This is a genomic window from Mesorhizobium sp. M3A.F.Ca.ET.175.01.1.1, assembly GCF_004791945.1.
Classification (GTDB): domain Bacteria; phylum Pseudomonadota; class Alphaproteobacteria; order Rhizobiales; family Rhizobiaceae; genus Mesorhizobium.
In genome coordinates this window covers 531,395-556,972 of record NZ_SRTP01000002.1, presented here as the reverse complement: position 1 = coordinate 556,972, position 25,578 = coordinate 531,395, and the positions used below count along the sequence as shown (strand labels likewise).

The following is a 25,578-nucleotide window of genomic DNA, read 5'->3' as shown; positions in this document are numbered from 1 at the left end:
ACAGCTCCCGACAGACCGGAAACCAGAAGGAATGACGTGATGGGAACGTCCGATCCGGCCTGGAGCATTCCGGCACGCTGAGGCGGCCAAATGTGCCTCCCTTGCCGAAATGCGACGGCGAAGGAGGTGCCCGATGGCACGCATATTTTCGTTTCAATGGATCAAGCCGGCGGCGGTCGGGTCGACGATGGCGTTGCTGGCATTCCCCGCATCGGCGCAGGTCATTTGCGACGCCCATGACGTTTTGGTCACCGGACTGGCGGCGACGTTCGAGGAGAAGCGGCTCGGCTATGGTGTAGCCGGAGATGTCGCCATCTTTGAGGTGTTCGCCTCGGCAAGCGGCACCTGGACCATCGTCGTGACGGACGTCAACGGCCAAAGCTGCATCCTTGCGGCCGGTGAGGGTTGGGAAGAGACTCCGGCCACCGCGGTCGGGCAGCCGGGCGGGTGACGCGCGACGCGCCGGTCAGCGCGTCGCCGCGACCTCGGCATGGCCGCGCAGCAGCGCCATCAGCTTGTCAGCATCCTTGGCGGCCGCCTCCTCATCGCCGTCGAGGATGGAGCGGATCAGCGCGACGTGATGTTCGGCCGATTCGGCCAAGCCGGTATCGGCCTTGTAGCGGTACCAGAAGCGGCGGCTGTGGGTCTGCAAGGGAGCCGCCACGCGTGCCGCGAACGGATTGTCGGCCGCCATCGCAAGGGCCTCGTCGAGGGCCTTGTCGGCCTGGATGAAAGAAAGCACGTTGCCGGAGATCACCGCCTTCTGCATGGCTAGGGCGGCCTCGTGGAAAAGGTCCGCCGCCTCGCGGGTGACGAAGCGGGCCGCTGAGCGGGCCAGCACCAGCTCGATGCCGCGCCTTGCGTCGAGCACCCGCAGCCAGTCGCCGGGGTGAAGCGGCGCGACCGCGACGCCGGCGCGCGGGCGCACATCGAGCAGGCCTTCCCACGCCAGCCGCTGGATTGCCTCGCGCACCGGGGTCCGGCCCAACCCCAGCCGATCGATCAGCGCGCCCTCGGTGACAAAGCTAGCCGGAGGCAGCTCCAGGGTGACGATCATGTGCTCGAGGGCCCGGTAGGCTCGCGTCGCCGCCGGCTCGAACGCCGTCCTTGTCTCGAGGGATATCAAAGGCAGGCTCCTGATATATTTTTCATATATCATAATCGATTCCGCGTTGACGGGCCATTTCTTAATAGATATATGCCTGATATATCAGATGGAGGTGCTGCCATGTGGACCGGAGTTTTCCCCGCCGTCACGACCAAATTCACGACCGACGACCGCCTCGACCACGCCGAGATGGAGCGCTGCTATGGGCTGCAGATGGAGGCTGGCTGCGACGGCATCATCGTCTGTGGCTCGCTCGGAGAAGGTCCGATGCTGTCGCATGACGAGAAGATCGAGGTGCTGAAGACGGCGCAGAAGGTCGCCGGCCGCAAGCCGGTGCTCCTGACCGTCAACGAGCCCGGCACCCGCGAGGCGGCGAACATTGCGCGCCGCGCCGCCAGGGAGGGCGCCAATGGCCTGATGGTGGTGCCAAGCCCGATCTACCACACCGACCGGCAAGAGACGGTGGCAGCGCTACGCGCCGTCGCGCAAGCGGGCGACCTGCCGGTGATGATCTATTCCAACCGGCTCGCCTATCGCGTCGACGTCACGGTCGACCTGATGGAGGAGCTTGCTTCCGACGAGCGCTTCGTCGCCATCAAGGAATCGTCCGACGATATCCGCCGGTCGACCGAGATCATCAACCGCCTCGGCGACCGCTACGACCTCTTCACCGGCGTCGACAATCTCGCCTTCGAGGCGCTATCGGTCGGCGCCGTCGGCTGGGTGGCCGGCCTGGTGACGGCCTTCCCGCGCGAAACGGTCGCCATCTACCAACTGATGAAGCAGGGCCGCCGCGAGGAGGCGCTGGCAATCTACCGCTGGTTCCGGACTCTGCTCGATCTCGACGTCTCGACCTATCTGGTACAGAACATCAAGCTTGCTGAAGTGCTGGCGATTGATACCAATGACCGCGTGCGCATGCCGCGGCAGCCGCTGTCGGGCGAACGCCGCAAGGCTGTCGAGAAGATCGTGCGGGATGCGCTCGCCGTGCGGCCGAAACTGCCGGCGTTCTAAACTTGGCTCCGGCTTGCAGCCTTCTCCCCGCGCCGGAGAGAAGGTAAGGCAGCCGGATGAAGGGCAGTGCCGACGTGCAAGAAGACTCCAAAGAGACACAAGAGAGGCGGCACTCCTCAGCCGCCCCGCGTGCAGCTTCATCTCGCGAGCCGGGAGAAGCAGAAGATATCGCCATCATCGGCGGCGGCATCATCGGCATCTGCGCGGCAACCTACCTAGCGGAGGCGGGGCGCCGCGTCACCGTCTTCGACCGCACCGGCATCTGCGAGGAAACGAGTTCCGGCAATGCCTCGGCATTCGCCTTCTCCGATGTGCTGCCGCTCGCGCACAAGGGCATGATCAGGCAGCTGCCGAAGTGGCTTGCAGACCCGCTCGGGCCCCTCAGCATTCCCCCCACCTATCTGCCGAAGCTCCTGCCCTGGCTGATCCGCTTCTGGCGTGCCGGGCGAAGCGGCCGCTACGAGGCAAGCCTCGCGGCGCAAGCGGGCATGATGAAGCTTGCCGAGGCCGAATGGATGGGTCTGCTCGATCGCTCCGGCACGAGGTCGATGCTGCGCGAGGACGGCTCATTGGAACTCTATGAGAGCGAAGCGGAATTCCGTGCTTCACTGCCCGGCTGGGCGGCGCGCGGACGTTTCGGCATCGCCTTCCGTCACGTCGAAAGGGAGGAGCTTGCCGCCCTGCAGCCGGGGCTTGCCCCGCGATTCGTCAAGGGCTCCTTCGTTCCGAGCTGGAAAACGGTCACCGACCCCAAGCTGTTCGGCAAGGCGGTCTGGGCCTACGCCGAGCGGCTGGGCGCCCGCTACGAAAAGGGGCAGGTCCAGCGGGTCGAAACAGGATCCGAAGGCCCAACGATTTCGCTGGCCGACGGAACGACGCGGCGGGCAAGGCATCTCGTCATCGCCGCAGGTGCATGGTCGCACCTGCTAGCCAGAAACCTCGGCGACCGAATCCCGTTGGAGACCGAGCGCGGCTACAACACGACACTGCCGGTCTCAGCCTTCGATGTGAAGCGGCAGCTGATCTTTTCCGGGCATGGTTTCGTCATCACGCCGCTGGAGACCGGCTTGCGCATCGGCGGTGCCGTCGAGCTCGGCGGCATCGAGCGGCCGCCGAATTTCGCCCGCTCGAGGGCGATGCTCGAAAAAGCGAAAAAATTCCTGCCGGGGCTCGATCCAAGCGGCGGCCGGGAATGGATGGGTTTTCGCCCGTCGCTGCCGGATTCGCTGCCGGTCATCGGCATGGCCGGGGCGCCGAATGTCTTCTACGCATTCGGCCACGGCCACCTCGGCCTGACCCAGTCGGCCGCGACCGGGCGCTTGATCCGCGATCTCGTTCTCGGGCAGACGCCGGCGCTCGATCTCACACCATTCCGCCCGCAGCGGTTCTGAAAGTTAGGAAATCATCATGGCCAAGCAAACCTTCTTCTGCATCGACGGCCACACTTGCGGCAATCCGGTCAGGCTGGTCGCCGGCGGCGGGCCGCCGCTGCTGGGCGCCACAATGATGGAGCGGCGGGCGCATTTTCTGGCCGAGTATGACTGGATCCGCACCGGGCTGATGTTCGAGCCGCGCGGCCACGACGTGATGTCGGGCTCGATCCTCTATCCGCCGACGCGCGGGGACTGCGACATCGCCATCCTCTTCATCGAGACATCCGGCTGTCTGCCGATGTGCGGACACGGAACGATCGGCACGGTGACGATGGCGATCGAGCACGGGCTGGTGAAGCCGAAGACGCCTGGTGTGCTCAGGCTGGACACGCCGGCCGGCCTCGTCGTCGCCGAATACAAACAGGTCGGCGACTATGTCGAGGAAGTGCGCATCACCAACGTGCCGTCGTTCCTCTATGCCGAAGGGCTGACGGTCGAATGCCCGGTGCTTGGCCAGATCAGCGTCGACGTCGCCTATGGCGGCAATTTCTACGCCATCGTGGAGCCGCAGAAGAACTACCGTGACATGGCCGACTACTCGGCCGGCGACCTCATCGCCTGGAGCCCTGTGGTGCGCCAGCGCCTCAACGAGAAATATTCCTTCGTCCATCCGGAGAATCCCGGCATCAACCGGCTGTCACACATGCTGTGGACCGGCCGGCCGAAACATGCCGAGGCCGATGCGCGCAACGCCGTCTTCTATGGCGACAAGGCGATCGACCGCTCGCCTTGCGGCACCGGCACTTCGGCGCGCATGGCGCAACTGCACGCCAAGGGCAAGCTCAAGGAAGGCGACAGCTTCGTCCATGAATCGATCATCGGCTCGCTGTTCAAGGGCAGGGTGGAAAAGGAGGTCAGCGTGGCCGGCAAGCCGGCGATCATCCCTTCGATCGGCGGCTGGGCGCGCATGACGGGTTTGAACACCATTTTCATCGACGAGCGCGATCCGTTCGCGCACGGGTTTATCGTCGCTTGACGTCCCGATGGACTGGCCGGTGCTCGGCAGCCGGTGTCGCGGCCACTCACGGCCAGGCGATGCCCCTGCTTGCCTGGCCGCCACATGGCAGAATCCTGCCCTTGCGGAAGCAGTCGGGGCGGGCAACGGAACCCTGTCAGGGGCGCAAGGAATCGCCTCATCACCTACTTTTGACGGCGATTTCTTCGAAAGGCGGCGCATGATGCGCCTGAATCGTCAAAGACATTGCGTTGTGCCAATGCTAGGGTCCGCCATAGTCCAGGGGGTCGGGTGCAAGAAAACGAACGATCGTAAGCCGGGCGTCGGAAACATGTCGCGTGATCGAAAAATCACGTTGCAATCCGGGCTCGAAACTTTACGACTAGGGGAAATACGAAAAGGGACGCGCCCTTAAGGGCGACGTTCCAGGGGAGCCGCATAAATATGCAGTATTTCGTCCAGCAGCTTATCAACGGGCTGACGCTGGGATCGATCTATGGGCTGATCGCGATCGGCTACACGATGGTCTACGGCATCATCGGCATGATCAATTTCGCGCATGGCGACATCTTCATGGTTGGGGCCTTCGCGGCCCTCATCGTCTTCCTCATCCTCGGCGCGATTTTCTATTCCGTCCCGGTCGTGGTCGCGCTTCTGATCATGATGATCGTGGCCATGCTGCTCACCAGTCTTTACAACTGGACGATCGAGAAAGTGGCCTACAGGCCGTTGCGCGGCTCGTTCCGGCTGGCGCCGCTGATCACAGCCATCGGCATGTCGATCGCTCTGTCCAACTTCGTGCAGGTCACGCAAGGTCCGCGCAACAAGCCGATTCCGCCGCTGGTCAGCCAGGTCTATTCCTTCGACGGAATCAGCGTCTCGCTGAAGCAGATCATCATCGTGCTGGTGACGATCGTGCTGCTGGCGATCTTCTGGTACCTGGTCAACCGAACGGCGCTTGGCCGCGCGCAGCGCGCCTGCGAACAGGACCGCAAGATGGCGGCCCTGCTCGGCATCGACGTCGATCGTACCATTTCCATCACCTTCATCATGGGCGCGGCGCTCGCGGCGGTCGCCGGCACGCTGTTCCTGATGTATTATGGCGTGGTGGTGTTTTCCGACGGCTTCGTGCCGGGCGTGAAGGCGTTTACGGCGGCCGTGCTCGGCGGCATCGGCTCGCTGCCCGGCGCTGTGCTCGGCGGGCTTCTGATCGGCTTCATCGAAAGCATGTGGTCGGCTTATTTCTCGATCGACTACAAGGACGTCGCCGCCTTCTCGATCCTGGCGATCGTGCTGATCTTCCTGCCCTCCGGCATTCTCGGCCGGCCTGAAGTCGAAAAGGTCTGAGCCATGGCCGTTACCGTGTCTCCGGCGAGCGACAGCGTCGCAACTCCCATCCAGCGCGCATTTCGCGAAGCGCTCTATGCCGGCGCGATCGCGCTCGGGCTGTTCGTGCTGTTCATCGGTCTGAGGACCGACCAGAACATCAACAACGAACTGATCCTGGTGCAGCGCTGGGGTCTGCTCGCGCTGGTGGTGATCCTCACCGCGGCCGGACGCTTCCTCTATGTCGGATTCGCTCAGCCGGCGATGGAGCGGGCCAAGGTCGAGAAGGCCAAGGCGCCCGCGGTCACCGTCGAGCCCGGCTTCGTGCGGCGCAACTTCAACAAGATCGGCGTCGTCGTGCTGCTGATCTATCCGGTCGCCATGGTGCTTCTGTTCGGCTTCCAGGGCTCGCTGAAATGGGTCGACAATTTCGGCATTCAGATCCTGATCTACGTGATGCTGGCCTGGGGACTCAACATCGTCATCGGTTTGGCTGGCCTGCTCGACCTCGGCTACGTCGCCTTCTACGCCGTCGGCGCCTATGCCTATGCGCTGCTCGGCACGCATTTCGGCCTGTCGTTCTGGATCCTGCTGCCCGCCGCCGGCTGCATGGCGGCCTTCTGGGGCGTCATGCTCGGCTTCCCGGTGCTGAGGCTACGCGGCGACTATCTGGCGATCGTCACGCTCGCCTTCGGCGAGATCATCCGTCTGGTGCTGATCAACTGGCGTGAGGTGACCAACGGCTCGGCAGGCATCTCCGGCATCCCGAAAGTCTCCTTTTTCGGACTGATGTCGTTCAACGTCTCGGACCCGAACTACATCGCCAAGGTTCTCGGCATCGCCCAGTCGGGCGCCTACTACAAGATCTTCCTCTACTATCTCATCCTGGGACTCTGCTTCCTCACCGCGTTCGTCACCATCAGGCTGCGCCGCCTGCCGGTGGGCCGCGCCTGGGAAGCCTTGCGCGAGGACGAGATCGCCTGCCGATCGCTCGGCATCAACACCACCACCACCAAGCTGACGGCGTTCGCCACCGGCGCCATGTTCGGCGGCTTCGCCGGCTCTTTCTTCGCCGCGCGCCAGGGCTTCGTCAGTCCGGAATCCTTCGTCTTCCTGGAATCGGCGATCATCCTCGCCATCGTCGTGCTCGGCGGCATGGGCTCGCTGGGCGGTATCGCGGTGGCGGCACTGGTGATGATCGGCGGCACCGAGATCCTGCGCGAGCTGGGCTTCCTCAAGGTGCTGTTCGGTCCGGACTTCACGCCGGAACTCTACCGCATGCTGCTGTTCGGCATCGCCATGGTCGTCGTCATGCTGTGGAAGCCGCGCGGCTTCGTCGGCAGCCGTGAGCCGACAGCCTTCCTCAAGGAGCGAAGAGCCGTCTCAGGCTCCTTCACCAAGGAGGGCCACGGCTGATGAACGCGCAACCTTCCATCAGCGACGTCATCCTGCAGGTCGAGCATCTGTCGATGAAGTTCGGCGGCCTGATCGCCATCGGCGACCTGTCGTTCCAGGCCAAGCGCGGCGAGATCACCGCGCTCATCGGGCCGAACGGCGCCGGCAAGACCACGGTGTTCAACTGCATCACCGGCTTCTACAAGCCGTCGGAAGGCATGATCACGCTCAGCCGGCGCGACGGGTCGAGCTACCTGCTCGAGCGCCTGCCCAATCACGAGATCCCGGCGCGCGCCAAGGTGGCGCGCACCTTCCAGAACATCCGCCTGTTCTCGGGCATGACTGTGCTGGAGAACCTCCTGGTCGCCCAGCACAACAAGCTCATGAAGGCTTCCGGCTACACCTTCCTTGGCCTGTTCGGCTTTTCCAGTTACCGGCAGGCCTCGGCCGAATCGATCGATCTCGCCAAGCACTGGCTGGAGAAAGCCAATCTCGTCGACCGCGCCGACGACCCGGCCGGCGACCTGCCTTATGGCGCGCAGCGGCGGCTCGAGATCGCACGCGCCATGTGCACCGGCCCCGAGCTTCTGTGCCTCGACGAGCCGGCCGCCGGCCTCAATCCGAAGGAGTCGGCCTCGCTCAACGAACTCCTGATGGACATCAAGGACAACACCGGCACCTCGATCCTGCTCATCGAGCACGACATGTCGGTGGTCATGCAGATCTCCGACCACGTCGTGGTGCTGGAATACGGCCGCAAGATATCCGACGGCAATCCGCAGTCGGTCAGGACGGACCCGCGCGTGATTGCCGCCTATCTCGGCGTCGACGACGAAGAGGTCGAGACGGTGCTGACCGAGGTCGGCGACGAGGACGTCATCGAGCAGCTGGATACCGGGCCGGATGCGGCGCACGGGCCCGGCAGTTCCGCCTCGATGATGGCGGGACCGGTTTCCGATACCGTCGAACACGCGGACGAAGGCGAACGGGTCACGGTATCGAAAGGCGCCTCGAAAGCGGCTCAGGTCGATGCACGCGCAAGTTCGGCAAGGACCAAACCGGCCGCGCAGGCCGGGAAGCCCGCTGCGAAGGCGAAGACCTCGGCCACCAAGTCCACCTCGCCGGCCAAGCCGGCGACGAAATCCTCGACAGCCAAGCCGCGCGGAGGGCGCAAATAATGGCCGGGACAGCGCTGCTCGACATCAAGGGCGTCGAAACCTATTACGGCAACATCCGGGCGCTGAACGGCGTCAATGTCAGCGTCAACGAGGGCGAGGTGGTGGCGCTGATCGGCGCCAACGGCGCCGGCAAGTCGACGTTGATGATGACGATCTTCGGCGCCCCGCGTGCGCGCACCGGCACCATCACCTTCGCCGGCACCGACATCACGCAGTTGCCGACGCACGAGATCGCACGGATGCGCATCGCCCAGTCGCCGGAGGGACGGCGCATCTTCCCGCGCATGACGGTGATGGAAAACCTGCAGATGGGCGCCAGCCTCGACAACCTCAAGCATTACGACGAGGACGTCGAGAAGGTCTTTTCGCTGTTCCCGCGGCTGAAAGAGCGCATCGGCCAGCGCGGCGGCACGCTGTCGGGCGGCGAGCAGCAGATGCTGTCGATCGGCCGAGCGCTGATGGCACGGCCGAAGCTGCTGCTGCTCGACGAGCCGTCGCTGGGTCTGGCGCCACTGATCGTCAAGCAGATCTTCGATGCCATCCGCGAGCTGAACAGGACGCAAGGGCTGACCGTATTCCTGGTCGAGCAGAACGCCTTCGGCGCGCTGAAGCTCGCCAATCGCGGCTATGTCATGGTCAACGGCAATGTGACGATGAGCGGCTCCGGCAAAGAGCTGCTCGCCAATCCGGAAGTGCGCGCCGCCTATCTCGAGGGCGGCCACCACTGAGTTCAGGAGACTCATCATGCAGGGCATTCTCTACGAGGAAGCCTCGATCTGGCAGTTCCTGTTCGTCACCTGCCTGCTCGGCGGCTGGGCGGCATGGATGACCGGCAAGGCGAGCGCGCAAACCTGGCGCAGCTTCTTTCAGCTGTTCCTTTACATGCTCGGGCTCGGCATCGGCATAAGGTTCATCCACCACGCGCTGTTCGACGGCACGATGTTCTCGCTGCATTACTATATCGTCGACACGATTGTGCTGACCATACTGGGTTTCCTCGGCTACCAATACACGCGCACCAATCAGATGGTGACACAGTATAATTGGCTCTACGAAAGAGCTTCCCTCTTGAGCTGGAAACCGAAAGGTTGATGTTCACGATTAGCGCCGCTTCAGGGATGAATTCGGCGTGACAAGTGCCTGAAAATCGGCAAACTGTGCTTTCTGCGATAAGGGTGGGCATCGCATGAAAGTGTCATCCACGCCCACTCCGTAAATGGGAGCGTACTAAATGAAAAAATCTCTCTTGTCCGCCGTGGCCCTGACCGCGCTCGTCGCGTTCACCGGCAGCGCGTGGGCCGACATCCTGATCGGCGTTGCCGGTCCGATCACCGGCCCGAACGCCGCCTTCGGCGCGCAGTTGCAGAAGGGCGCAGAGCAGGCCGTCGCTGACATCAACGCGGCCGGCGGAGTCCTCGGCCAGCAGCTCAAGCTGAGCGTCGGTGACGACGTGTCGGATCCGAAGCAGGGTATCTCGGTCGCCAACAAGTTTGTCGCCGACGGCATCAAGTACGTCGATGGCCACTTCAATTCCGGCGTCTCAATTCCTGCGTCGGAAGTCTATGCCGAGAATGGCATCCTCGAGATCACGCCTGCCGCGACCAATCCGAAGTTCACCGAACGCGGCATGTGGAACACATTCCGCACCTGCGGACGCGACGACCAGCAGGGCAAGGTTGCGGGCGACTATGTCGCCAAGAACTTCAAGGACGCCAAGATCGCGCTCATCCACGACAAGACACCTTATGGCCAGGGCCTCGCCGACGAAACCAAGAAGGCGCTCAACGGCAATGGCGTCAAGGAAGCCATGTATGAAGGCATCAATGTCGGCGACAAGGACTTCTCGGCGCTCATCGCCAAGATGAAGGAAGCCGGCGTCACCGTCGTCTACTATGGCGGCCTGCACACCGAGGCCGGCCTGATCATTCGCCAGCTCGCCGACCAGGGCCTCAAGGCCCAGTTCATGTCCGGCGACGGCATCGTCTCGAACGAACTGGCTTCGATCGCTGGCGACGCCGTCCAGGGCACGCTGATGACCTTCGCTCCCGATCCGCGCAAGAACCCGAACGCCAAGGAGCTTGTCGAGAAGTTCCGCGCCGCCGGCTTCGAGCCGGAAGCCTACACGCTCTACTCCTACGCCGCGATACAGATCATCGCAGCGGCTATCACCAAGACCGGCTCCGCCGATGATGCCCAGAAGGTCGCCGACACCATCAAGTCCGGCGGGCCGTGGAAGACCGCCATCGGCGACATCGGCTATGACGCCAAGGGCGACATCACTCGTCCGGACTACGTCATGTACACCTGGAAGAAGGGCGACGACGGCAAGTACTCCTACTTCGAGCAATAAGCCCGGCAATAGGCCGGAGACCAGAAATGCCCGGTGCGTCGCGCCGGGCATTTTTGTTTTGGCGCAAACAGAGGATTTAAATCGTTTTAGGTGTCGCGCGATTTTGTTTGCGCTGCAGCATTTTCACGTTAATCATGCGCCGGTCCACCCAACCTTCCGCTGCTGGAGCCCAGTCCTTGGCCATCACGAAGATCCTCGTCGCCAACCGGTCCGAAATCGCCATCCGCGTCTTTCGCGCGGCAAACGAACTCGGGCTCAAAACCGTGGCGATCTGGGCCGAGGAAGACAAATATTCGCTGCATCGCTTCAAGGCCGACGAGAGTTATCAGGTCGGACGCGGACCGCATCTTGCCAAGGACATGGGGCCGATCGAAAGCTACCTGTCGATCGACGAGGTAATCCGCGTCGCCAAATTATCGGGCGCTGATGCCATCCATCCGGGCTACGGCCTGTTGTCGGAAAGCCCGGAATTCGCCGAGGCTTGCGCTGGCGCCGGCATCACTTTCATCGGGCCGAAGCCGGAGACGATGCGCCGGCTCGGCAACAAGGTCGCCGCGCGCAATCTGGCGATCGAGGTGGACGTGCCGGTGGTGCCCGCCACCGAGCCGCTGCCGGACGACATGGACACGGTCAAGAAGCTTGCCGCCGAGATCGGCTACCCGGTGATGCTGAAGGCCTCGTGGGGCGGCGGCGGACGCGGCATGCGCGCCATCCGCGCGGAAGCCGACCTGGCGCGCGAGGTGATGGAAGGCAAGCGCGAAGCGAAGGCGGCCTTCGGCAAGGACGAAGTCTATCTCGAGAAGCTGATCGAGCGCGCCCGCCATGTCGAGGTGCAGGTGCTTGGCGACACGCATGGCAACGCCGTGCATCTGTTCGAACGCGACTGCTCGATCCAGCGTCGCAACCAGAAGGTCGTGGAGCGCGCCCCGGCTCCCTATCTCAGCGAGGAACTGCGCCAGGAACTCTGCGGCTATGCGCTGAAGATCGCACGCGAGACCAGCTATATCGGCGCCGGCACGGTCGAGTTCCTGCAGGACGCCGACACCGGCAAGTTCTATTTCATCGAAGTCAACCCGCGCATCCAGGTCGAGCATACGGTCACCGAGATGGTGACCGGGATCGACATCGTCAAAGCGCAGATCCACATCCTCGACGGCTTTGCCATCGGCACGCCGGAATCGGGCGTGCCGGCGCAGAAGGACATCAGGCTCAACGGCCACGCGCTGCAGTGCCGCATCACCACCGAGGATCCGGAGCAGAATTTCATTCCGGATTACGGCCGCATCACCGCCTACCGCGGCGCGACCGGGTTCGGCATCCGCCTCGACGGCGGCACCGCCTATTCGGGCGCGGTCATCACCCGCTTCTACGATCCGCTGCTGGAAAAGGTGACGGCGTGGGCGCCGACGCCGGCCGAGACGATCGCGCGCATGAACCGGGCCCTGCGCGAATTCCGCATCCGCGGCGTGGCGACCAACCTCACCTTCCTCGAGGCGATCATCAACCACCAGAGCTTCGCCGACAATTCCTACACGACCAAGTTCATCGACACGACGCCGGAGCTGTTCGAGCAGGTGAAGCGGCAGGACCGCGCCACCAAGCTGCTCAATTATCTGGCCGACGTCAGCGTCAACGGGCATCCCGAGACACGCGGGCGGCCGATGCCCAAGGTCGATGCGGCGGCCCCGGTCGTGCCCTATCTCAACGGCAACATTCCCGACGGCAGCAAGCAGAGGCTCGACGCGCTCGGGCCGCAGAAGTTCGCCGCCTGGATGCGCGATCAGACCCAGGTGCTGGTCACCGACACGACGATGCGCGACGGACATCAGTCGCTGCTCGCCACGCGCATGCGCACCTATGACATTGCCGGCATCGCCGGCACATATGCGCGGGCGTTGCCGCAGCTGCTGTCGCTGGAATGCTGGGGCGGCGCCACCTTCGACGTCGCCATGCGCTTCCTCACCGAGGATCCGTGGGAGCGTCTGTCGCGGGTGCGCGAAGCCGCGCCCAATCTGCTCCTGCAGATGCTTCTGCGCGGCGCCAACGGCGTCGGCTACACCAACTACCCCGACAACGTGGTGCAGCATTTCGTCCGCCAAGCGGCGGCCGGCGGCGTCGACCTGTTCCGCGTCTTCGACTGCCTGAACTGGGTCGAGAACATGCGCTTCGCCATGGACGCGGTGGGCGCCGAAGGCAAGCTGATCGAAGCGGCGATGTGCTACACCGGCGACATACTCGATCCGGCGCGCGCCAAATACGACCTCAAATATTACGTCGGGCTGGCGAAGGAACTCGAGGCCGCCGGCGCCCACATCATCGCCGTCAAGGACATGGCGGGGCTGTTGAAGCCGTCGGCGGCGCGCGTGCTGTTCAAGGCGCTGCGCGAATCCACCGACCTGCCGATCCATTTCCACACGCATGACACGTCCGGCCTCTCGGCGGCGACTGTGCTGGCGGCGGTCGAGACAGGCGTCGACGCCATCGACGCAGCGATGGACTCCTTTTCAGGCAACACCTCGCAGCCCTGTCTCGGCTCGATCGTCGAGGCGCTGAAGGGCACCGAGCGCGATCCCGGCCTCGATCCGCAATGGATCCGCCACATCTCGTTCTACTGGGAAGCGGTGCGCAACCAGTATGCCGCCTTCGAGAGCGACCTCAAGGGGCCGGCCTCGGAAGTCTATCTGCATGAGATGCCCGGCGGCCAGTTCACAAATCTCAAGGAGCAGGCGCGCTCCCTGGGACTGGAAACACGCTGGCACGAGGTGGCGCAGGCCTATCACGACGTCAACCTGATGTTCGGCGACATCGTCAAGGTGACGCCGTCGTCCAAGGTGGTGGGCGACATGGCGCTGATGATGGTCAGCCAGGATCTCGCGGTCGCCGATGTCGAGAATCCCGCAAAGGACATCGCCTTTCCGGATTCGGTCGTCTCGATGCTGCGCGGCGATCTCGGCCAGTCGCCGGGCGGCTGGCCGGCGCCCTTGCAGAAGAAGGCGCTTAAGGGCGAAAAGCCAATCACCGTGCGGCCGGGCTCGCTGCTGAAGGCAGCCGACCTCAAGGCCAGCCGCAAGGAGATCGAAGAGAAGCTCGAGCGCAAGCTCAGCGAATTCGAATTCGCCTCCTGGCTGATGTACCCGAAAGTGTTCACCGACTTCGCCGCCGCGCAGGAGACCTACGGCCCGGTCAGCGTGCTGCCGACGCCGACCTATTTCTACGGCATGAAGTCGGAAGACGAGATTTTCGTCGACATCGAGAAGGGCAAGACGCTGGTCGTGCGTTGCCAGGCGTTCGGCGATGTCGACGAAAAGGGCATGGTCACCGTCTTCTTCGAGCTCAACGGCCAGCCGCGCCGCGTGAAGGTGCCGGACCGCGCGCATGGCGCCTCTGCCGCCAAGGCGCGGCGCAAGGCGGAGCCAGGCAACGAGGCGCATGTCGGCGCACCGATGCCGGGCGTGGTCTCGGCGCTTGCCGTTGCTGCCGGCCAGCCGGTGAAGGCGGGCGACGTGCTGCTCTCGATCGAGGCGATGAAGATGGAAACCGCGCTCCACGCCGAGCGCGACGGCGTGGTCGCCGAGGTGCTGGTCAAGGCCGGCGACCAGATCGATGCCAAGGACCTGCTGATCGCGTTTGCCTGAGACAAGCTGTTTCAGGGCAGGCTGCCCAACGAAATCGCTTGGCCGCGACGAGTGGGTTCGGCCGGGGGCATAGTCGATGTCAGCACCGCCCTCGCAAGAAATTGGCGTTTCATGCCGCACCAATAACGGCTTGACCCGCAGCGCCCGCTCGGGCATCGAACCCGCTCCAATTTGCCGCCAGAGTCGCGGCGCTGAAACGACGCGGAGAGAAAAATGGCCGACGAAATTACCGAGACCAGCCAGACTGTAGCCGCCGGCCAGCTGCGCGCCATCATCGAGCGCATCGAGCGGCTCGAGGAAGAGAAGAAGACGATTTCCGACGACATCAAGGACGTCTATGGCGAGGCCAAGGGCACCGGTTTCGACACCAAGGCGATCCGCACCATCATCCGGCTGCGCAAGAAGGACCAGGCCGAGCGCCAGGAGGAGGAGTCCATCCTCGACCTGTACAAGGCCGCGCTCGGCATGGTCTAAGGCTCGCGGCCGAGGCCGGCCATGAGCGAGTTCGACTTCGGCGGCCGCCGCGCCTCGGAGTTCCGGCACCGCGGTTTCTGGGGGCTGTTTTCGGAACGGCACCCAGAGGAGCGCGCTCGGCTGGCTAGGCGCGGTCCCTGGTTCTGGCAGCGCGGGCTGCCTGAATTCGGCTTGGTGCTTTCCATGTATGTCGCGCCCAGCGAGAACGTCGTCGGCGTCTTCTTCGGGCGCAACGAAAAGCTTGGCGCGACGGAAGTCTGGACGCGGCTGAAGCCGGTCCAGCCAGCGATCGAGGCGCGGCTGAAGCTCAGGCCGGAGCAGAGCGCACAGAATCTCGGCATCAATTCGCAGTCGCGGGTCAATTGCTTTGCCGAGGACGACTGGCCGGCCATGACCGATTGGCTGGTTACGGAATGCTCTCGCTTCGAGCGCGCCGTCACTGAAGTTCTGAGGCAGGGATAGGCCGATGCTGGCGGATTTCTTTCGCTCGCGCTGGCAAGGCAAAGTGCCGCTCGACCGGCTGTTCTGGCGCGACATGTTGCTGGTCGGCACCGTAATCAACATCGTGTCGTCCGCGGTCGCGCTCGTCCTGCTCGGATCGAAGCTGCCGCTGTGGCTGGTGCTCTCGGTGCATTTCCTCCCCGTGCCGTACAACATCTTTCTCGCTCTTGCCGTCTGGCGGATGGCAGAGAAGACAGCCGGCGCCAAAGCATCGCTGACGATGCTGGGCTCGGCGCTCTGGCTGATCGCGACGGTGGTTGTCTGACCGGCGCCCGGTGCCGCGCAAACAAAAAAGGGCGGCCGAAGCCGCCCTCTGGCTGACGATCGAAGCGACGCCTTCAGGCCGCCGGCTCGAATCGCAGCGCTACGCCGTTGATGCAGTAGCGCAGGCCGGTCGGCGGCGGGCCGTCTTCGAAGACATGGCCGAGATGGCTGCCGCAGCGCGAGCAATGGCATTCGGTCCGAACCATGCCGTAGCTGCGGTCGACGGTCGTCTCGATCGAACCCGGGACAGGATCATTGAAGCTTGGCCAGCCGGTGCCGCTCTCGAACTTCAGCTTGGATTCGAACAGCGGCTGATCGCAGCCGACGCAGTAGAAGGTGCCGGCGCGCTTCTCGTAAAGCAGGGCGCAACTGCCCGGACGCTCGGTGCCGTGATTGCGCATGACGGCATATTGCTCCGGCGTCAGCCGGGCGCGCCACTCGGCGTCGCTGCGGGTAACGGGATAGGCGTGGGTGTCCATGAGATCTCCTCGGCCTTGGCGGCTCGTTGTCGGTTGCAGCCCGTATTCGTCGGAAGATAGGCCTTTGTTACAGGCGCTGCCAGGGAAAGCGGTCAGTGCCTGCGCGACAGCTGCTTCGTCGCCGCCTCAAGCCCGGCCAGCGTCAGCGGGAACATGCGGCCGCCGAAGATGTCGCCGATCAACTGGATCGAGTGGGTGTAGCGCCAGTTCTTCTCGCCTTCCGGGTTGAGCCACACCGCGTTAGGCCACTGCTGCAACAGTCGTGCCAGCCAGACGCTGCCGGCCTCCGGATTCCAGTGCTCGACCGAGCCGCCGGGATGAACGATCTCGTAGGGGCTCATCGAAGCGTCGCCGACGATGATGACCTTGTAGTCCGGCCCATATTTGTGAAGCAGGTCGAAGGTTGGGATCGTCTCGGCAAGCCGGCGGCGATTGTCCTTCCAGACGCGCTCATAGAGGCAGTTGTGGAAGTAGAAATATTCGAGCTGCCGAAATTCGGCGCGTGCGGCCGAGAACAGCTCCTCGACGCCGCGGACATGGTCGTCCATCGAGCCGCCGACATCGAAGAACATCAGAAGCTTTACCGCGTTGCGCCGTTCCGGCCGTGTCTTGACGTCGAGATAGCCATGCTCGGCAGTGGCGTGGATGGTGCCGGGCAGATCGAATTCTTCCTCGGCGCCTTCGCGCACCCAGCGGCGCAGCCGCTTCAACGCCACCTTGATGTTGCGCGTGCCGAGTTCGACCGTGTCGTCGAAGTTCCTGAACTCGCGCTTGTCCCAGACTTTCACCGCGCGGCGATGCCGGCTCTCATGCTGGCCGACGCGCACGCCTTCCGGGTTGTAGCCATAGGCGCCGAAGGGCGAGGTGCCGCCGGTGCCGATCCATTTCGAGCCGCCTTGATGGCGCCCTTTCTGTTCCTCGAGCCGCTTCTTCAGCGTCTCCATCAGCTTGTCGAAGCCGCCCAATGCCTCGACCAGTTTCTTCTCCTCGTCGGTCAGGTGCTTTTCGGCCAGCCGGCGCAGCCATTCCTCGGGGATGTTGGCGACATCGACGGCATCCGGGCCGGAAAGCGCCTCGACACCCTTGAAGACATGCGCAAAGACCTGATCGAATCGGTCGATATGGCGCTCGTCCTTCACCAGGACCGAGCGGGCAAGGTAGTAGAAACCCTCGACATCATAATCGACGAGCCCTGCTTCCAGGCCTTCCAGCAGCGTCAGATATTCCCGCAGCGAAACGGGAATCCGCGCAGCCTTCAGCTCGAGGAAGAAGGGAATGAACATGGTTGTTTATAGCAGATCGTACTCGATGAAGCCCGTGCGACGCGCGACATGGTCGTAGAGCCGGCGCGCGGTGGCGTTGGTTTCGTGCGTCATCCAGTAGACGTTCTTGACGCCGATCTTGCCGGCCTCGTCCTGCACCGCTTTGATCAGGGCGGCGCCGACGCCCTTGCCGCGCACTTGCGGGTCGGCGAACAGGTCCTGCAGATAGCAGTTGTTGAGCTGCGACCAGCAGGAGCGGTGATAGAGATAATGGGTGATGCCCACGGCCTTGCCACCGAGCGTGGCAATGAACCCCTTCGGCTCGAATTCGCCTGCCGTGAACAGCCGTTTCCAGGTCTGGTCGTAGACTTCGTCCGGCAGCCTGGTCTCGTAGAAGGTGAGATAGGCGGTCCAAAGCCGCCGCCAGTCGGCGTGGTCGGACTGGGCGAGCGGACGGATGGCGATCTCGGACATTTCTTCTCCCTCGATGCTTTGCTTCCGAAGCTGCGGCCTCGGCCGATTGTCGGCAACGGTCCACAGCTCGGGAAAGTGCTGTTGCTGCGGGCCTATTGCTGGCGTCTGGCCATGAAGGCCAGGCGCTCGAACAAATGCACGTCCTGCTCGTTCTTCAGCAGCGCGCCGTGCAGCTTCGGCAGCATGTTCTTTGGGTCGGCGCGCAGGTCCTCCGGCGCGATGTCGTCGGCGACGAGCAGGCGAATCCAGTCGAGCGCTTCCGAGGTCGACGGCTTCTTCTTCAGCCCCGGCACTTCGCGGATTTCGTAGAACTGTGTCAGTGCGGCCCGCACCAGGTTCTGCTTGATGCCGGGATAGTGCACATCGACGATGCGATGCAGCGTCTCGACGTCGGGGAAGCGGATGTAATGGAAGAAGCAGCGGCGCAGGAAGGCGTCCGGCAGCTCCTTCTCGTTGTTGGAGGTGATGATGACGATCGGCCTGAAAGCGGCGCGGATCGTCTCGCCTGTCTCATAGACGAAGAATTCCATCCGATCGAGCTCCTGCAGGAGATCGTTGGGGAATTCGATGTCGGCCTTGTCGATTTCGTCGATCAGCAGCACGACTTTCTTCTGGGCAGCGAAGGCGTCCCACAGCTTGCCGCGCTTGATGTAATTGGCGATGTCGTTGAAGCGGTCGTCTCCCAATTGGCTGTCGCGGAGCCGCGAGACGGCGTCGTATTCGTAGAGGCCCTGCTGCGCCTTGGTGGTGGACTTGACGTTCCATTCGATGAAGTCCAGTTCGAGCGCGGCCGCGACCTGGCGGGCAAGTTCGGTCTTGCCGGTGCCGGGCTCGCCCTTGACCAGCAGGGGCCGCTCCAGCGCGATCGCGGCGTTCACCGCAACCATCAGATCCTTGTCGGCGACATAGGCCGCAGTGCCTTCGAAACGCATTCTGTCTCCTGTCCGTGCGGCGGGACCGTAAGGAGCGATGCGCATGCGCGCAAGGCTTAACGGTCGCTCCGTTTCTCTGGCGCTGGGGCAAGCATGGGCCTATATTGGCATTGGCGGTCTGCGCTTCCCGGCAGGAGAAACTTATCCCCGGGGCCTTATCGATCCTTAGGGAGCTGTCCCTGGGAAGACCCGTGGGTTTTCTCACACGGCGCCCACCTACTTTGTAGGCACCCGGGATCGACCTCTCCACCGGTTGTGTGGATCGTCACCTCCCGAAAGATTCAAGCGGTTCCGGTGCTCCTCTGATTGACCGCGACGTCAACTCCAGGCCCTGGACCGGTTTTCCTTGACCTGCGTCCGAAGTTGGGATTTTCCTGCGGCGCCGCAAACGAGTTCCGCATGACCTCATCCAAGGAATTGAAAAAGCAGCTTCGCAAGGAGGCGTTGGCGCGCCGGGATGCGCTCGACGAATTCTGGCGGGTGGAAATCGCGCTGGAAATGGCCGAGACGGCGCGCGACCAAATCGCCGTCGAGCCCGGACAAGTCGTCTCCGGCTTTTGGCCGATGCGCTCCGAGGTCGACGTGCGGCCGCTGATGTTCGCGTTGCGTGAAAAGGGCGCCAGGCTCTGCCTGCCGGCGATCCTCGACAAGACCACGATTGTCTTTCGCGAGCTGGTGCGCGGGGCGCCGATGGTCGACATGGGCTTCGGCACGGTCGGGCCGCATGCAGAGGCCGAAGTGCTCGATCCATCGCTGATGCTGGTGCCGCTTGCCGCTTTCGACGCGCGCGGCCACCGCATCGGCTACGGCGCCGGCTACTACGATCGCGCCATCGCCAAGCTGGCCGACAAGGGAATGACACCGAGGCTCATCGGCATTGCTTTCGACTGCCAGGAAGTGGCGATGGTTCCGGAAGAGAACCACGATGTCATCATCTCGGAAATACTGACCGAGAGCGGGTTGCGAAGGTTCGGCGACCAATAAATATCCCAGCCGCTTAACGTCATTCTAAGACATGCCCAGATAATGTTTCGCTGTGACAATCCAAGTCGATGGCGGCTATGCGTTTAATGCGGTTCCTCCTGATGCCGTTCGCTTTGATCGCGGCAGTACTGTTTATCATGGGACTGCACATTTTCGGGACAGGCTTCTATCACCAAGCCTTCTGGATTCAGACGGTCGCTACCGTGACAGAGGTCGTTCCGTACACTGAAGTGCACAAAAAAGGCTTCACCACCGACGGCATCAATGTTGCCGTTGCCTATCTCGTTGGCGACACGCCGATGACTTGGTCCGGAAAGGGAAAGATTATCGGTCTTTATAGCGTGAACCCAGGCGACAAGGTTGAATTGTACTACGACCCTGCCGATCCGTCGAACCTCGATACTGCCGCAATGAAGGGCTGGCGCGGCGGGTTGTTGCTGCTTGCCAGTACCGCCGGTTTCGTCGCCTTCTACGTCTGGTTATTCTGGCTGCGAGCCCGGCGTGCGCACTAGGGGCTGTTTATGAGGGCAGCGCGTCGCTTCGGCCCGCGTTAAAACCAATCGCGGTGCCGCTTGCCTAGCGTCCATGGCTCTAGATAGAAGTGGGCATGAGACTTCTTTTCCTCGGCGACATGGTTGGCAAGACGGGACGCACGGCGGTGTGGGAACAACTGCCGGGGCTGATATCGGACTTCAAACTCGACTTCGTCATCGTCAACGGCGAGAACGCCGCTGGCGGCTTCGGCATCACCGAAGAGATCTTTCGCGAGACGATCGCCGCCGGCGCAGACGTCGTCACCACCGGCAACCATGTCTGGGATCAGCGCGACGCGCTGGTCTTCGCGCCGCGCGAGGAGCGCTTCCTGCGCCCGTCGAATTTTCCCAAGGGAACGCCGGGGCGTGGCTCGGGCGTCTATATCGCCCGCAACGGCGCGCGGGTGCTGGTCGCCAATATCATGGGGCGCGTCTTCATGCATCCCGAGCTCGACGATCCGTTCCAGGCCGGCGAGCGCGAGCTTGCCGCCTGTCCGCTCGGCGAGCAGGCCGATGCGGTTGTCATCGACTTCCATGCCGAGGCGACCTCGGAAAAAATGTGCTTCGCGCATTTCGTGGACGGCCGCGCCAGCCTGGTGGTCGGCACCCACACGCACCAGCCCACCGCCGATCATCAGATCCTCAATGGCGGCACCGCCTATATTTCGGACGCGGGCATGTGCGGGGATTACGATTCCTCGCTCGGCATGGACAAGGAGGAGCCGCTCAACCGGTTCCTGTCGAAAGTGCCGAAGGGCCGATTCGAGGCGGCGAGCGGGCCGGCGACGCTGTGCGGCGTCGGGGTCGACCTTTCCGACCGCACGGGGCTTGCGGAGAAGATCGCGCCGTTTCGTCGCGGGCCGCGGCTGGAAGAAACTGCCCCATCTTTCTGGTCGTAATATTGATATGGGCGCCAGCAATACCTAACTGGCGACGAAACCCGCGAAAACTGCTCCACAAAATTTTGTTTCTACGCAATTCCGGACGGGAAACCGCGACTGCAATTGCTCTAGATCTTAAGAGGGGACGACTTCATGCAGCTGATCGAGTTTCTGGCGCCGCACCTTGCCTTTGTCTCCGACCCGACCGCATGGATCGCGCTGCTGACGCTGGTGGTGCTGGAGGTCGTGCTCGGCATCGACAATCTGATCTTCATTTCGATCCTGACCAACAAGCTTCCGGAAGCGCAGCGCGCCCGCGCCCGCAGGCTTGGCATCTCGGCGGCGCTGATCATGCGGCTGGTGCTGCTCGCCACCATCTCGATCATCGTGCAACTGACGACGCCGGTGTTCACCGCGTTCGGGCACGGCTTTTCCTGGCGCGACCTGATCCTGATCGCCGGCGGGCTGTTCCTGGTCTGGAAGGCGACCAAGGAAATCCATCACACGGTCGACCCGCAGGACCATCAGGACACGATGATGGGCGAGACGCTGCACATGAGCCTGGCCGGCGCGATCTTCCAGATCCTGCTGCTCGACCTGGTCTTCTCGATCGATTCGATCATCACTGCCGTCGGCATGACCGACGAGATCGGCATCATGTATATCGCGGTGATCGTGGCGGTAAGCGTGATGATGCTGGCGGCCGGACCGCTTGCCAATTTCATTGCCAGGAACCCAAGCATCGTGATGCTGGCGCTGGGCTTCCTGCTGATGATCGGCATGACGCTGATCGCCGACGGCATGGGCTACCACGTGCCCAAGGGCTACATCTATGCCGCCATGGGGTTCTCGGCGCTGGTCGAGGGGCTCAATATGCTGGCAAGGCGACGCAGGAGGCAGAAGGCCGGCGGCGAGCATTGACTAAGCCAACCTGGCCGCCAGCCGAGTGGCTATCCCTGCTGGCCCGGGTTCATCTGCTTTCCGACGTCGGCAACTCACCGCGCATCTCGCTGGGGTAGAACCCTTCACGCAGGTTGATGCCGTATTCGAGGTAGGCCTTCATGCAAGACAGCATTTGCGACCAGCCTTCGCAATTGCCGTAGGATGATTTGCGGCCAGCCTCATCGTCGCGCCATCCGCTTTCGGCGATGGTAACGAAAGTGCCGCCGTCATCCAGAGCTTCGAAGCTCATCTCGATGCTGGTCTTGTAGGCCGGCACGACGCCGGGGCCGCTGCCATCCCAACGCAACACGATGCGCTTGTTGGGAACCACTTCCTCGACCTCGACCGGCACCGTCTTCCACCATGTCACCGTGGTGCCGGCAACGAGCGGGGCGCTTGCGCCGCCGAGGGTCGTAAAATATCCGCTGAGCTTGGTCGGATTGACGACCGCGTCGAAGACTTCGGCGACCGGTTTGCCGATACGCCCGGAAATCTTGAATCCAAGAGACATATCCACAGCTCCCTTTCTTGCTTGCCCCCACGATATGTTATAAAAAGATAACATGTCAACCCGCGCCGGAGATGATCATGTTTTCAAGGCCTTGGCGCATCCGCGCCGGCGCGAGCTGCTCGATCGCCTGAAGGATCAACCGCAGACCACCGGCGCGCTCTGCGAGGCGTTCCCCGATATGGACCGCTGCACGGTGATGATGCATCTCAAGGTGCTGGAGCAGGCTGACCTGGTCGTGGCGCGGCGTGAGGGACGCGAGCGCTGGAACCATCTCAACGCTCTGCCGATCAAGCAGATCCATGATCGCTGGATCAGCCAGTATGCCGGCCACGCGATCAGCATCCTCGACCGGCTCAAGTCGGATCTGGAAGGCTGATGGCTTGAGCGTCGCGGCGGCGAAACGGCGCGGCTGGACGAATTGAGCCGATTTATCTATAAGCCGGCCATTCCGACAGAGAGCGCCGCGCGCCTTCAAAGGCATGGCCCGGGCGTTCTGAAAATTGAATTCGAGCATGTCGCGGATGACGAGGTGATGGCACCTCGCATGCGAATGCTCTAGCCGAACGCGACAGGGGTGCCATGGCTGGCCATTCACAGTTCAAGAACATCATGCACCGCAAGGGCCGCCAGGACGCGGTGCGGTCGAAAATGTTTTCAAAGCTGGCGCGCGAAATCACCGTAGCCGCCAAGACCGGCACCCCGGATCCGGCGATGAATCCACGGTTGCGCCTTGCCGTGCAAAACGCCAAAGCGGTGTCGATGCCGAAGGACAACATCCAGCGCGCCATCAACAAGGCTTCCGCCGGCGATGCCGAAAACTACGAGGCCGTGCGCTACGAAGGCTACGGCCCGGGCGGCGTGGCGCTGATCGTCGAGGTGCTGACCGACAACCGCAACCGCTCCGCCTCCAACGTGCGCGCCGCCTTCACCAAGGCCGGCGGTGCGCTCGGCGAGACCGGCTCGGTCTCCTTCATGTGGGATCGCATCGGCGAGATCTATTATCCGGTCGCGGCCGGCAGTGCCGACAAGGTCATGGAAGCGGCGATCGAAGCCGGCGCCGACGATGTCGAGTCCGACGAGGAAGGCCATACCATCTACTGCAGCTTCGAGAATCTCGGCGAAGTGTCGAAGTCGCTCGAAGCGTCGCTCGGCGAGGCGGAATCGGTGAAGCCGATCTGGCGGCCGCAGAACAACGTGCCGGTCGACGAAGAGCGGGCGCAATCGCTGATGAAGCTGGTCGCCACGCTTGAGGACGATGACGACGTGCAGAGCGTCTATGCCAATTTCGAGGTCGACGAAGAGACGATGGCCAAGCTCAGCGCGGCTTGAGTCTCAGACTGTCACGCGGAAATATATTCAAATGCCATAGCCAAGAACTCTCCGCCCAACGTATAAGTTCGTGTGTTATCGTTGGGAGGGGTGATGATTGGCGAAGGGGTTCAATTTGCCGATGCGTTGGATTGGCCTCGCCGAGGTGGTTTCTGGCGACGGTGTTTCGCGTCTCTAATCGATTATCTTGTCGTTCTGATACCTGTTTATTCGGTGGTAGCAAGTTTTTTTCTGCTGACCGACGGTGGGGTGAATGGCCACTTCTGGCTCAACTGGAGAATATGTAGCTCCGCGACGGTGCACGGAAATCCATCGCTTGAAGCTTACAATTGGCAGGTCTGCAGAACATCTATCTTCGGTTTCCCGGTTACCGAATGGGCAGTTGGCACGCCCATAGATACCCAATCGAGCGCGGCTGAGGCCGTTTCACTCGATCTTGATTCGAAAGGCAATTTTCGACCTGCCGCATTGGATCTGGGCTTCCTCGAATTGCCCATCCTGGCGCTCTACCTTCTTGCCATGGAGATGGCCGCCGGCCAGTCGGTCGGCAAGCGTGCTTTGTCGCTTGTCGTGCATGATGAATACGATTGGCATAGAACCGGCCTGTCCGTGCGAAAAGCGGTTCGTCGACAAGTGATAAAGTTTCTGGGCGTCGTCCCCGTCACCCTGACTGGGGCGTGGTTTGCTTTCCAGACCTGGGGGAGCATTCCTGGACCTGCGCCGAGCTATTCCAAGGTGGAAATTGTATGCGCGTTCGCCGCATTTGCTTTAGCGTTGATCTGGCCGGTGTGGATTGGGCTATCGATTGCCTCGGGTAACGACCCGATACACGATAGACTAGCCGACACGACCGTCCGCATCAGCGAGACTAACGCATGACCCCATTGGAAAAGCCTCGGATCGTCATAACCTACTGCACGCAATGCCAGTGGCTGCTGCGTGCCGGCTGGATGGCGCAGGAACTGCTCTCGACCTTCGGCGCCGATCTCGGCGAAGTGACACTGGTGCCGGGCACCGGGGGCATCTTCACCATTTCCTGCAATGAGGTGCTTATCTGGGATCGCAAGCGCGACGGCGGCTTTCCGGATGCGGCGAAGCTGAAGCAGCTGGTCCGCGATGTCATCGACCCGGATCGCGATCTCGGCCATGCCGACCGCAAGGGCCACACGTCAAAAGAGCAGACGAAAGAAGGCTCTGCCTGAGGCGAATTCTTCACCTTAGTCCACGGATCGGCGGCCGAGGCTAGGGCTTGAGCAGTCGCTGGCTATGGTTTGAGACCTGCAACAAAAAACCCGCCTCGAAGGCGGGTTTTTGATCTGCGACAAAGCAGAGAAAGTCTTAAAGGCCGAAACCTTCGAAGCGCTTCTTGAACTTGGACAGGCGGCCGCCGCGGTCGAGCAGGGTCTGCTGGCCGCCGGTCCAGGCCGGGTGCGTGGTCGGGTCGATGTCGAGGTTCATCGTATCGCCTTCCTTGCCCCAGGTGGAGCGGGTGGTGTACTCGGTGCCGTCGGTCATGACGACCTTGATGGTGTGGTAGTCGGGATGAATATCGGCCTTCATTGTCGTGTTCCTGGCTTGCCGGCGCCGGTGACGGGCCAATGGCCTGCGTCGATGCGCC

At 62.8% G+C, this 25,578-nt stretch carries 28 protein-coding genes, 1 other RNA gene and 1 pseudogene; 23 read left to right on the top strand and 7 right to left on the bottom strand.

The window, feature by feature from the left end; translation table 11 throughout:
- The first annotated feature begins 133 nt into the window (after positions 1–133).
- Complete coding sequence (locus EN818_RS07350; protein ID WP_095804740.1) at positions 134–451, top strand: hypothetical protein; 318 nt, start codon at positions 134–136, stop codon at positions 449–451.
- 15 nt (positions 452–466) lie between these two features.
- On the opposite strand, the gene EN818_RS07345 is transcribed toward EN818_RS07350, so the two are convergent.
- Positions 467–1,159 (bottom strand): GntR family transcriptional regulator, encoded by a 693-nt coding sequence (locus EN818_RS07345; RefSeq protein WP_095804739.1) that lies wholly within the window; start codon positions 1,157–1,159, stop codon positions 467–469.
- A 69-nt stretch (positions 1,160–1,228) separates the two neighbouring features.
- On the opposite strand from EN818_RS07345, the gene EN818_RS07340 reads away from it, so the two are divergent.
- The 13 genes and pseudogenes from EN818_RS07340 to EN818_RS07280 all read left to right on the top strand — a co-directional run bounded on the left by EN818_RS07340 (position 1,229) and on the right by EN818_RS07280 (position 15,634).
- Positions 1,229–2,122: a dihydrodipicolinate synthase family protein gene (locus EN818_RS07340; protein WP_095804738.1), complete on the top strand. Its 894-nt coding sequence runs from the start codon at positions 1,229–1,231 to the stop codon at positions 2,120–2,122.
- Between the two features lie 56 nt (positions 2,123–2,178).
- The gene (locus tag EN818_RS07335) at positions 2,179–3,513 is read left to right on the top strand and encodes an FAD-binding oxidoreductase (protein ID WP_095804737.1); all 1,335 of its coding nucleotides are present in this window, start codon (positions 2,179–2,181) and stop codon (positions 3,511–3,513) included.
- Positions 3,514–3,529: 16 nt separating this feature from the next.
- A complete protein-coding gene (locus tag EN818_RS07330) occupies positions 3,530–4,531 on the top strand; it encodes a 4-hydroxyproline epimerase (RefSeq protein WP_095804736.1) in 1,002 nt (333 codons plus the stop codon).
- 423 nt (positions 4,532–4,954) lie between these two features.
- Positions 4,955–5,857, top strand: a complete 903-nt coding sequence (locus EN818_RS07325; protein ID WP_095804735.1) for a branched-chain amino acid ABC transporter permease LivH — start codon at positions 4,955–4,957, stop codon at positions 5,855–5,857.
- Positions 5,858–5,860: 3 nt separating this feature from the next.
- On the top strand, positions 5,861–7,252 hold the full coding sequence (livM, locus tag EN818_RS07320; RefSeq protein ID WP_095804734.1) for a high-affinity branched-chain amino acid ABC transporter permease LivM: 1,392 nt from the start codon (positions 5,861–5,863) through the stop codon (positions 7,250–7,252).
- Positions 7,252–8,376 (top strand): annotated as a pseudogene (locus tag EN818_RS07315) (ATP-binding cassette domain-containing protein); the annotation flags it as partial. The gene livM and the pseudogene EN818_RS07315, both read left to right, overlap by 1 nt.
- A 32-nt stretch (positions 8,377–8,408) precedes the next feature.
- The gene (locus tag EN818_RS07310) at positions 8,409–9,137 is read left to right on the top strand and encodes an ABC transporter ATP-binding protein (RefSeq protein WP_095804732.1); all 729 of its coding nucleotides are present in this window, start codon (positions 8,409–8,411) and stop codon (positions 9,135–9,137) included.
- 16 nt (positions 9,138–9,153) lie between these two features.
- A complete protein-coding gene (locus EN818_RS07305; protein ID WP_095804731.1) occupies positions 9,154–9,501 on the top strand; it encodes a DUF6867 family protein in 348 nt (115 codons plus the stop codon).
- 139 nt (positions 9,502–9,640) lie between these two features.
- On the top strand, positions 9,641–10,759 hold the full coding sequence (locus EN818_RS07300) for a branched-chain amino acid ABC transporter substrate-binding protein (protein ID WP_095804730.1): 1,119 nt from the start codon (positions 9,641–9,643) through the stop codon (positions 10,757–10,759).
- A gap of 176 nt (positions 10,760–10,935) precedes the next feature.
- Positions 10,936–14,394, top strand: a complete 3,459-nt coding sequence (gene pyc, locus EN818_RS07295; RefSeq protein WP_095804729.1) for a pyruvate carboxylase — start codon at positions 10,936–10,938, stop codon at positions 14,392–14,394.
- A gap of 213 nt (positions 14,395–14,607) precedes the next feature.
- On the top strand, positions 14,608–14,868 hold the full coding sequence (locus EN818_RS07290) for a DUF2312 domain-containing protein (RefSeq protein ID WP_095804728.1): 261 nt from the start codon (positions 14,608–14,610) through the stop codon (positions 14,866–14,868).
- Between the two features lie 21 nt (positions 14,869–14,889).
- Positions 14,890–15,330 (top strand): hypothetical protein, encoded by a 441-nt coding sequence (locus EN818_RS07285; protein ID WP_135904141.1) that lies wholly within the window; start codon positions 14,890–14,892, stop codon positions 15,328–15,330.
- 4 nt (positions 15,331–15,334) lie between these two features.
- Positions 15,335–15,634, top strand: coding sequence for a hypothetical protein (locus EN818_RS07280; protein ID WP_095804726.1), 300 nt, complete (start codon positions 15,335–15,337; stop codon positions 15,632–15,634).
- A 73-nt stretch (positions 15,635–15,707) separates the two neighbouring features.
- Here EN818_RS07280 and msrB read toward each other — a convergent pair whose 3' ends face one another.
- The 4 genes from msrB to EN818_RS07260 form a co-directional block, all read right to left on the bottom strand.
- Entirely contained in the window at positions 15,708–16,112 is a 405-nt protein-coding gene (gene msrB / locus EN818_RS07275; RefSeq protein WP_095804725.1) for a peptide-methionine (R)-S-oxide reductase MsrB, read from the bottom strand.
- A 92-nt stretch (positions 16,113–16,204) separates the two neighbouring features.
- Positions 16,205–17,395, bottom strand: coding sequence for a VWA domain-containing protein (locus EN818_RS07270; RefSeq protein WP_095804724.1), 1,191 nt, complete (start codon positions 17,393–17,395; stop codon positions 16,205–16,207).
- Between the two features lie 6 nt (positions 17,396–17,401).
- Positions 17,402–17,848: a GNAT family N-acetyltransferase gene (locus EN818_RS07265; protein ID WP_095804723.1), complete on the bottom strand. Its 447-nt coding sequence runs from the start codon at positions 17,846–17,848 to the stop codon at positions 17,402–17,404.
- 92 nt (positions 17,849–17,940) lie between these two features.
- Complete coding sequence (locus tag EN818_RS07260; RefSeq protein WP_095804722.1) at positions 17,941–18,780, bottom strand: MoxR family ATPase; 840 nt, start codon at positions 18,778–18,780, stop codon at positions 17,941–17,943.
- A gap of 112 nt (positions 18,781–18,892) precedes the next feature.
- Between EN818_RS07260 and ssrS the strand changes: the two genes are divergently transcribed.
- The 5 genes from ssrS (at position 18,893) to EN818_RS07235 (ending at position 22,099) form a co-directional block, all read left to right on the top strand.
- A non-coding RNA gene (gene ssrS, locus EN818_RS07255) (6S RNA) lies at positions 18,893–19,048 on the top strand.
- Between the two features lie 131 nt (positions 19,049–19,179).
- Entirely contained in the window at positions 19,180–19,764 is a 585-nt protein-coding gene (locus EN818_RS07250; RefSeq protein ID WP_095804721.1) for a 5-formyltetrahydrofolate cyclo-ligase, read from the top strand.
- Positions 19,765–19,850: 86 nt separating this feature from the next.
- Complete coding sequence (locus EN818_RS07245) at positions 19,851–20,276, top strand: DUF3592 domain-containing protein (protein WP_165349977.1); 426 nt, start codon at positions 19,851–19,853, stop codon at positions 20,274–20,276.
- 95 nt (positions 20,277–20,371) lie between these two features.
- On the top strand, positions 20,372–21,196 hold the full coding sequence (locus EN818_RS07240; RefSeq protein WP_095804719.1) for a YmdB family metallophosphoesterase: 825 nt from the start codon (positions 20,372–20,374) through the stop codon (positions 21,194–21,196).
- 135 nt (positions 21,197–21,331) lie between these two features.
- Positions 21,332–22,099, top strand: coding sequence for a TerC family protein (locus EN818_RS07235; RefSeq protein WP_095804718.1), 768 nt, complete (start codon positions 21,332–21,334; stop codon positions 22,097–22,099).
- A 49-nt stretch (positions 22,100–22,148) separates the two neighbouring features.
- Here EN818_RS07235 and EN818_RS07230 read toward each other — a convergent pair whose 3' ends face one another.
- Entirely contained in the window at positions 22,149–22,631 is a 483-nt protein-coding gene (locus EN818_RS07230) for an SRPBCC domain-containing protein (protein WP_095804717.1), read from the bottom strand.
- Between the two features lie 52 nt (positions 22,632–22,683).
- Between EN818_RS07230 and EN818_RS07225 the strand changes: the two genes are divergently transcribed.
- The 4 genes from EN818_RS07225 to EN818_RS07210 all read left to right on the top strand — a co-directional run bounded on the left by EN818_RS07225 (position 22,684) and on the right by EN818_RS07210 (position 25,162).
- Positions 22,684–23,007, top strand: a complete 324-nt coding sequence (locus EN818_RS07225; protein ID WP_095804716.1) for a metalloregulator ArsR/SmtB family transcription factor — start codon at positions 22,684–22,686, stop codon at positions 23,005–23,007.
- A gap of 203 nt (positions 23,008–23,210) precedes the next feature.
- The gene (locus tag EN818_RS07220) at positions 23,211–23,960 is read left to right on the top strand and encodes a YebC/PmpR family DNA-binding transcriptional regulator (protein ID WP_095804715.1); all 750 of its coding nucleotides are present in this window, start codon (positions 23,211–23,213) and stop codon (positions 23,958–23,960) included.
- A gap of 93 nt (positions 23,961–24,053) precedes the next feature.
- Positions 24,054–24,839 (top strand): RDD family protein, encoded by a 786-nt coding sequence (locus tag EN818_RS07215; protein WP_095804714.1) that lies wholly within the window; start codon positions 24,054–24,056, stop codon positions 24,837–24,839.
- Positions 24,836–25,162 (top strand): SelT/SelW/SelH family protein, encoded by a 327-nt coding sequence (locus tag EN818_RS07210; protein WP_095804713.1) that lies wholly within the window; start codon positions 24,836–24,838, stop codon positions 25,160–25,162. Before EN818_RS07215 ends, EN818_RS07210 begins: the two co-directional genes overlap by 4 nt.
- Before the next feature lie 136 nt (positions 25,163–25,298).
- Here the strand turns inward: EN818_RS07210 and rpmE are convergent, their stop codons facing one another.
- Entirely contained in the window at positions 25,299–25,520 is a 222-nt protein-coding gene (gene rpmE, locus EN818_RS07205) for a 50S ribosomal protein L31 (protein ID WP_095804712.1), read from the bottom strand.
- Between the last annotated feature and the right edge of the window lie 58 nt (positions 25,521–25,578).

Coding starts and splice junctions, on each gene's coding strand:
- EN818_RS07215 (WP_095804714.1), top strand. CDS start 24,054: ATGATTGGCGAAGGGGTTCAATTTGCCGATGCGTTGGATTGGCCTCGC.
- EN818_RS07330 (WP_095804736.1), top strand. CDS start 3,530: ATGGCCAAGCAAACCTTCTTCTGCATCGACGGCCACACTTGCGGCAAT.
- EN818_RS07335 (WP_095804737.1), top strand. CDS start 2,179: ATGAAGGGCAGTGCCGACGTGCAAGAAGACTCCAAAGAGACACAAGAG.
- EN818_RS07270 (WP_095804724.1), bottom strand. CDS start 17,395: ATGTTCATTCCCTTCTTCCTCGAGCTGAAGGCTGCGCGGATTCCCGTT.
- EN818_RS07235 (WP_095804718.1), top strand. CDS start 21,332: ATGCAGCTGATCGAGTTTCTGGCGCCGCACCTTGCCTTTGTCTCCGAC.
- EN818_RS07305 (WP_095804731.1), top strand. CDS start 9,154: ATGCAGGGCATTCTCTACGAGGAAGCCTCGATCTGGCAGTTCCTGTTC.
- EN818_RS07310 (WP_095804732.1), top strand. CDS start 8,409: ATGGCCGGGACAGCGCTGCTCGACATCAAGGGCGTCGAAACCTATTAC.
- EN818_RS07280 (WP_095804726.1), top strand. CDS start 15,335: ATGCTGGCGGATTTCTTTCGCTCGCGCTGGCAAGGCAAAGTGCCGCTC.
- EN818_RS07290 (WP_095804728.1), top strand. CDS start 14,608: ATGGCCGACGAAATTACCGAGACCAGCCAGACTGTAGCCGCCGGCCAG.
- EN818_RS07300 (WP_095804730.1), top strand. CDS start 9,641: ATGAAAAAATCTCTCTTGTCCGCCGTGGCCCTGACCGCGCTCGTCGCG.
- EN818_RS07345 (WP_095804739.1), bottom strand. CDS start 1,159: ATGATATATGAAAAATATATCAGGAGCCTGCCTTTGATATCCCTCGAG.
- rpmE (WP_095804712.1), bottom strand. CDS start 25,520: ATGAAGGCCGATATTCATCCCGACTACCACACCATCAAGGTCGTCATG.
- EN818_RS07210 (WP_095804713.1), top strand. CDS start 24,836: ATGACCCCATTGGAAAAGCCTCGGATCGTCATAACCTACTGCACGCAA.
- EN818_RS07220 (WP_095804715.1), top strand. CDS start 23,211: ATGGCTGGCCATTCACAGTTCAAGAACATCATGCACCGCAAGGGCCGC.
- EN818_RS07240 (WP_095804719.1), top strand. CDS start 20,372: ATGAGACTTCTTTTCCTCGGCGACATGGTTGGCAAGACGGGACGCACG.
- EN818_RS07340 (WP_095804738.1), top strand. CDS start 1,229: ATGTGGACCGGAGTTTTCCCCGCCGTCACGACCAAATTCACGACCGAC.
- EN818_RS07250 (WP_095804721.1), top strand. CDS start 19,180: ATGACCTCATCCAAGGAATTGAAAAAGCAGCTTCGCAAGGAGGCGTTG.
- livM (WP_095804734.1), top strand. CDS start 5,861: ATGGCCGTTACCGTGTCTCCGGCGAGCGACAGCGTCGCAACTCCCATC.
- EN818_RS07350 (WP_095804740.1), top strand. CDS start 134: ATGGCACGCATATTTTCGTTTCAATGGATCAAGCCGGCGGCGGTCGGG.
- EN818_RS07265 (WP_095804723.1), bottom strand. CDS start 17,848: ATGTCCGAGATCGCCATCCGTCCGCTCGCCCAGTCCGACCACGCCGAC.
- EN818_RS07325 (WP_095804735.1), top strand. CDS start 4,955: ATGCAGTATTTCGTCCAGCAGCTTATCAACGGGCTGACGCTGGGATCG.
- EN818_RS07260 (WP_095804722.1), bottom strand. CDS start 18,780: ATGCGTTTCGAAGGCACTGCGGCCTATGTCGCCGACAAGGATCTGATG.
- EN818_RS07230 (WP_095804717.1), bottom strand. CDS start 22,631: ATGTCTCTTGGATTCAAGATTTCCGGGCGTATCGGCAAACCGGTCGCC.
- EN818_RS07285 (WP_135904141.1), top strand. CDS start 14,890: ATGAGCGAGTTCGACTTCGGCGGCCGCCGCGCCTCGGAGTTCCGGCAC.
- EN818_RS07225 (WP_095804716.1), top strand. CDS start 22,684: ATGTCAACCCGCGCCGGAGATGATCATGTTTTCAAGGCCTTGGCGCAT.
- msrB (WP_095804725.1), bottom strand. CDS start 16,112: ATGGACACCCACGCCTATCCCGTTACCCGCAGCGACGCCGAGTGGCGC.
- EN818_RS07245 (WP_165349977.1), top strand. CDS start 19,851: ATGCGGTTCCTCCTGATGCCGTTCGCTTTGATCGCGGCAGTACTGTTT.